Here is a 5,634-nt window from a genome sequence, read left to right on the forward strand (position 1 = left end):
AGTATACACAGCCGTCAGGGGGGGCCAACCCCCGTAAAGCGGTGACGTAGTGGGAACTTCGCTTTAAACTGCCACTCCCTTTTCAATTGTCTTCCTTTATTAGCGCCGCGAGAGGATCTATGACTACTACGCCTAAACCTTTGGTCCTGATAATTCTCGATGGCTTCGGACACAGTGAAAGCCACCACGACAACGCCGTGTACTCGGCGAACAAGCCTGTGCTCGACCGCCTGACCGCCACCGTGCCCAATGGCCTGATCTCCGGCTCCGGCATGGACGTAGGCCTGCCGGACGGCCAGATGGGCAACTCGGAAGTCGGTCACATGAACCTCGGCGCCGGACGAGTGGTATACCAAGACTTCACACGTGTGACCAAAGCGATCCGCGACGGCGAGTTCTTCGAGAACCCGACCATCTGCGCGGCGGTGGATAAAGCAGTGACCGCCGGCAAGGCGGTGCACTTCATGGGCCTGCTGTCCGACGGTGGCGTCCACAGCCACCAGGATCACCTGGTTGCCATGGCCGAACTGGCCTTCAAGCGCGGCGCCGACAAGATCTACCTGCACGCCTTCCTCGACGGCCGCGATACGCCGCCGAAAAGTGCGCAGTCGTCCATCGAACTGCTGGACGCCACGTTCGCCGCCCTCGGTAAGGGCCGCATCGCCAGCCTGGTGGGGCGTTACTTCGCCATGGACCGCGACAATCGCTGGGACCGTGTATCCCAGGCCTACAACCTGATCGTCAACGGCCAGGCCGAATTCAACGCGGCCTCCGCCCAGGAAGGCCTGCAAGCTGCCTACGAGCGCGGCGAGAGCGATGAATTCGTCAAAGCCACCACCATCGGCGAGCCGGTGAAAGTGGAAGATGGCGACGCAGTCGTGTTCATGAACTTCCGTGCCGACCGCGCCCGTGAACTGAGCCACGTGTTCGTCGACAACGGCTTCAAGGACTTCGAGCGCTCACGCCAGCCGAAAGTCGAGTTTGTGATGTTGACCCAATACGCCGCCAACATCCCGGCCCCGTCGGCATTTGCCCCTGGCAGCCTGGAAAACGTGTTGGGCGACTACCTGGCGAAAAACGGCAAGACCCAGTTGCGCATCGCCGAAACCGAGAAATATGCCCACGTGACCTTCTTCTTCTCCGGCGGTCGTGAAGAACCGTTCCCAGGTGAAGAACGTATCCTGATCCCGTCGCCGAAAGTCGCCACCTACGACCTGCAACCAGAAATGAGCGCGCCGGAAGTCACCGACAAGATCGTCGACGCCATCGACAACCAGCGTTACGACGTGATCGTGGTCAACTACGCCAACGGCGACATGGTCGGCCACAGCGGCAACCTGGAAGCGGCGATCAAGGCCGTGGAATGCCTGGACAAGTGTGTTGGCCGCATCGTCGACGCCCTGGAGAAAGTCGGCGGCGAAGCGCTGATCACCGCCGACCACGGCAACTGCGAGCAGATGTCCGACGAATCCACCGGCCAGGCCCATACCGCCCACACCACCGAGCCGGTGCCGTTCATCTATGTCGGCAAGCGCGACCTGAAAGTCCGTGAAGGCGGCGTACTGGCGGATGTGGCGCCGACCATGTTGAAGCTGATGGGGCTGGAGAAGCCGAAGGAGATGACCGGGACCTCAATCCTGGTTTGATTCTCAGCGTTACGGAGAAACCAATGTGGGAGGGGCAAGCCCCCTCCCACATTGGATATTCGGTGTTTGGTAGATGTCTTTTTGCCATACTGCCGCCACTCGGCACCTATCTTGCCTTCTAGCCCGAATTGGGCGTTTTTTTTGCCGCGCTTGGCGGGCATACTAGGCCGTCCTTTTCCCTGGTGTCGCCCGCCTCTATGCTTCGCGCCTTGATTCCCCTCGCTCTTGTCTGCCTGCTCCAACCGGCCTTTGCCGACGAGCGCGCACAAACCCAACAACAGTTGGACGCTACGCGTCAGGACATTACCGAGCTGAAAAAACTGCTCGGCAAGCTCCAGGAAGAAAAGTCCGGCGTGCAGAAAGACCTGCGCGGCACGGAAACCGAGATGGGCAAGCTGGAGAAACAGGTCCAGGAGCTACAAAAAGAACTAAAGAAGAGCGAGTCGGAACTGGAGCGACTCGACGCTGAGAAAAAAAAACTCCAGAGCGCACGCGTTGAGCAACAGCGCCTGATCGCGATCCAGGCCCGCGCCGCCTACCAGAGCGGCCGCCAGGAATACCTCAAGCTGCTACTCAACCAGCAGAACCCTGAGAAGTTCGCGCGCACCCTCACCTATTACGACTACCTGAGCAAGGCACGCCTGGCGCAACTGAAGGGGTTTAACGAAACCCTGCGCCAATTGGCCAATGTGGAACAGGAAATCGCCGACCAGCAGTCACAGCTGCTCGACCAGAAAAGTGCCCTCGACACCCAGCGTGACCAACTGGACAAGGTCCGCAAGGAACGCCAACTGGCCCTGGCCAAGCTCAATAACGATGTCAAAGCCCGCGATGCCAAGCTCCAGGCACGCGAGCAGGACCAGGCCGACCTGGCCAAAGTGCTCAAGACCATCGAAGAAACCCTGGCCCGCCAGGCACGCGAGGCTGAAGAAGCGCGACAAAAAGCGCTGATCGCCCAGCAGGAAGCGGAAAAAAAGCGCAAGCGTGAGGCCGAGCTGGCCGCCACCACCGATGCTCCGGCACCGCGTAAACCGGCGCATTCAGCCCCTGGCCCGTTGGTTTCCAGCGCCGGCGAGAACTTCGGTGGCCCTTTTGCGTCAGCCCGCGGCAAACTTCCATGGCCTGTTGATGGTCGACTGCTGGCACGCTTTGGGGAAACCCGTGGCGATGACACACGCGCCAAGTGGGATGGCGTGATGATCAGCGCCTCTGCCGGCAGCCAGGTCCACGCCGTCCACGGTGGCCGTGTGGTGTTCGCCGATTGGCTGCGCGGTGCCGGTTTGTTGGTGATTCTTGACCACGGTAATGGCTATTTGAGCCTTTACGGCCACAATCAGACTTTACTCAAGTCGGCAGGTGATGTTGTAAAAGCCGGTGAATCCATCTCCACTGTCGGGAACAGTGGTGGCCAGGACACCCCGGCGCTGTACTTCGCTATTCGTCAGCAGGGCCGCCCGAGCGATCCTGCACAATGGTGCCGTTCCCAAGGATAGGGCCGCATCTACATTAGGAGTTCGTTCGACATGCTGCATTTGTCCCGCCTCACTTCGCTGGCCCTGACGATCGCCCTGGTGATCGGCGCGCCTCTGGCTTTTGCCGACCAGGCCGCTGCCGCTGCACCCGCCGCCACGACCGCGACCTCTGCCGCAACCACTAAGGCACCGTTGCCGCTGGACGAGCTGCGCACCTTTGCCGAGGTCATGGACCGGATCAAGGCAGCCTATGTCGAACCTGTAGACGACAAAACCCTGCTGGAAAATGCCATCAAGGGCATGCTCAGCAACCTCGACCCACACTCCGCCTACCTCGGCCCGGAAGATTTCGCCGAGCTGCAGGAAAGCACCAGTGGTGAGTTCGGTGGCCTGGGCATCGAAGTGGGCTCCGAAGACGGCCAGATCAAAGTGGTGTCGCCGATCGACGACACCCCAGCGTCCAAGGCCGGTATCCAGGCTGGTGACCTGATCGTGAAGATCAACGGCCAGCCGACCCGTGGCCAGACCATGACCGAAGCCGTCGACAAGATGCGCGGCAAGCTCGGCCAGAAAATCACCCTGACCCTGGTGCGCGACGGCGGTGCTCCGTTTGACGTGACCCTGGCCCGCGCAACCATCACGGTCAAGAGCGTGAAGAGCCAGCTGCTGGAGTCGGGCTACGGCTACATCCGCATCACCCAGTTCCAGGTCAAGACCGGCGACGAAGTGGCCAAGGCCCTGGCCAAGCTACGCAAAGACAACGGCAAGAAACTCAACGGCATTGTGCTCGACCTGCGCAACAACCCGGGCGGCGTGCTGCAGGCGGCGGTGGAAGTGGTCGACCACTTCATCACCAAGGGTCTGATCGTCTACACCAAAGGCCGTATCGCCAACTCCGAGCTGCGCTTCTCGGCCACCGGCCATGACCTGAGCGAAGGCGTGCCACTGGCGGTGTTGATCAACGGCGGCAGCGCCTCGGCGTCGGAAATCGTCGCCGGCGCCCTGCAGGACCAGAAGCGCGGCGTGCTGATGGGCACCACCAGTTTCGGTAAGGGCTCGGTACAAACCGTGCTGCCACTGAACAACGAGCGTGCGCTGAAGATCACCACGGCGCTGTACTACACGCCTAATGGCCGCTCGATCCAGGCCCAGGGCATCGTGCCGGACATCGAAGTTCGCCGGGCCAAGATCACCAACGAGACCGACGGCGAGTTCTACAAGGAAGCCGATCTGCAGGGTCACCTGGGCAATGGTAACGGCGGCGCCGACCAGCCTACCGGTAGCCGTGCGAAAGCCAAGCCGATGCCGCAGGATGATGACTACCAACTCGCCCAGGCGCTGAGCCTGCTCAAGGGCTTGAGCATCACCCGCAGCCGTTGATATGCGTCTTGCCCTGATCATCGCTGCGCTGTTCAGCCTGGCAGGGGTCGCCCACGCGGCCCCGGCCGGCGAGCCGCACAAAGTCTACCTGACCCTGATCATCGACGACCTAGGGCAAAACCTGCCCCGGGACCGTCGCGTGCTGGCCCTGCCCGGGCCGGTGACCACCGCGATCATGCCCGACACGCCCCACGCCGCCGAATTCGCCCGCGAAGCCCATAAGGCTGGCAAGATCGTGATCCTGCACATGCCCATGGACCCGGCCACCGGTCCATTCGCCTGGCACCCCGAGTTACCCATCGAAGAACTCGGCAAGCGCTTGGACGCCGCGTTCAAGGCCGTGCCCTACACCGCCGGTATCAATAACCACATGGGCAGCCGCATGACCGCTCAACCCGCCGCAATGGCGTGGTTGATGGCCGAATTGCAACGACGCAACAAATTCTTTGTCGACAGCCGCACCAGCGCACAAACCGTCGCTGCCGCCGAAGCGCAGAAGATTGGCCTGGCGCATGTCTCACGGGATGTGTTCCTCGATGACGAACGCACCGAGGCGGCGATTACCACGCAGTTGCAAACCGCGATCAAGCTGGCCCATAAACAAGGTTCGGTGGTGATGATCGGCCACCCTTACCCACAGACCCTGGCTGTGCTTGAGCGTGAGTTGCCCAAGCTTAAGGCCCAGGGCGTCGATTGGATTGATATCAAGTTGATGATCAGCGTGCGCGGCAACCAGGCCATGGCCGGGCATGGCAAAAATGGTATTTACCGCTGACGGCCCACGGTAGGAGCCCGTGCCAGTTACAGATAGTTCGCCATGATCTGATCGACGACACCTTCTTTACGCAACTGGTCCAGCGCAGCCTGAAGCTTGGCGACCAGTTCATCCGGTACGTTCTTGTTCAACGCCAAATAGAGCTGGGCGCTGTTGAAACGCAGCACGGTCTTGAGCCCGGTCACGCCGACCTGTCGCGCCAGATAACGCCCGGCAGGATCGCCGGTGGCCCAGAGGTCGATCTGGCCATTCATGAGCTTCTGCGCATTGTCCTGGTCGCGTAAAACCACCACCGGACTGAGGCCCTGCTTTTCAAGGCTCTCGGCAATGGCGTCACCCTTGTAGGCGCCAATCTTGTAAC

Annotated in this window: 5 protein-coding genes; 4 read left to right on the plus strand and 1 reads right to left on the minus strand. The window is 61.2% G+C overall.

What is annotated here, in order from left to right; translation table 11 throughout:
- Positions 1 to 119 precede the first annotated feature (119 nt).
- From gpmI to ACRESD_RS16885, 4 genes are all read left to right on the plus strand, one after another.
- Positions 120 to 1,646: a 2,3-bisphosphoglycerate-independent phosphoglycerate mutase gene (gpmI, locus tag ACRESD_RS16870; RefSeq protein ID WP_431751961.1), complete on the plus strand. Its 1,527-nt coding sequence runs from the start codon at positions 120 to 122 to the stop codon at positions 1,644 to 1,646.
- A gap of 197 nt (positions 1,647 to 1,843) precedes the next feature.
- Entirely contained in the window at positions 1,844 to 3,139 is a 1,296-nt protein-coding gene (locus tag ACRESD_RS16875; protein WP_431751962.1) for a peptidoglycan DD-metalloendopeptidase family protein, read from the plus strand.
- 30 nt (positions 3,140 to 3,169) lie between these two features.
- A complete protein-coding gene (locus ACRESD_RS16880) occupies positions 3,170 to 4,498 on the plus strand; it encodes a S41 family peptidase (protein WP_431751963.1) in 1,329 nt (442 codons plus the stop codon).
- Between the two features lies 1 nt (position 4,499).
- The gene (locus tag ACRESD_RS16885; protein WP_431751964.1) at positions 4,500 to 5,273 is read left to right on the plus strand and encodes a divergent polysaccharide deacetylase family protein; all 774 of its coding nucleotides are present in this window, start codon (positions 4,500 to 4,502) and stop codon (positions 5,271 to 5,273) included.
- 26 nt (positions 5,274 to 5,299) lie between these two features.
- On the opposite strand, the gene ACRESD_RS16890 is transcribed toward ACRESD_RS16885, so the two are convergent.
- The coding region (locus tag ACRESD_RS16890; protein ID WP_431751965.1) for a substrate-binding periplasmic protein at positions 5,300 to 5,634 on the minus strand (335 nt) is incomplete at its 5' end.

The sequence above is a fragment of the Pseudomonas sp. genome, from assembly GCF_050739995.1.
GTDB lineage: Bacteria > Pseudomonadota > Gammaproteobacteria > Pseudomonadales > Pseudomonadaceae > Aquipseudomonas.